The organism is Paractinoplanes toevensis, assembly GCF_018332695.1.
Taxonomy (GTDB): domain Bacteria; phylum Actinomycetota; class Actinomycetes; order Mycobacteriales; family Micromonosporaceae; genus Actinoplanes; species Actinoplanes toevensis.
The window spans coordinates 1-409 of sequence record NZ_BOQN01000232.1 but is presented as its reverse complement, the minus strand read 5'-3'; the positions used below and the strand labels follow the sequence as shown (position 1 = coordinate 409).

Sequence of the window (409 nt, the reverse complement as noted above, 5' to 3'; positions counted from 1 at the left end):
TTCGACGGGATCGGCGACGGGTGCCTCGCCGGACCGGGTCGCGGCGAGGGCTCGCTCGGCGTGCTCGAGCGCGTCTTCGAGATCGCCCTGGCGTTCGGCGAGCATCGACAGGTCGAGATGGACGTCCGCCACGCCGCACCGATCGCCGATGCCGTCGAGGAGCAGCAGGGCCTCGTGGGCCTGGGCGGACCCCTCGGCCGGGCGGCCGAGCCGGCGGTAGGTCTCACCGAGCCGGCGGTGCGTGTAGGCCAGCACGCTCGGGCTGCCCAGATGGCGGGCCGCAGTGACGGCCGCCTGCCAGGTGGCCATCTGGTCGTGCAGATGCCAGCGGCGGTAGTGGAAGGTGTCCAGGCCCCAGGCGAGCTGCCAGGTGTAGGCGTGCAGGCCCGCGCCGGCGGCCTGGGCGGCG

General features: G+C 74.8%; 1 protein-coding gene. It reads right to left on the bottom strand.

Translation table 11 applies throughout. The annotated features are described in order from the left end of the window. Window positions 1-409 (bottom strand): tetratricopeptide repeat protein (locus tag Ato02nite_RS50855; RefSeq protein ID WP_213013952.1); only part of this gene is annotated, 409 nt, incomplete at both ends.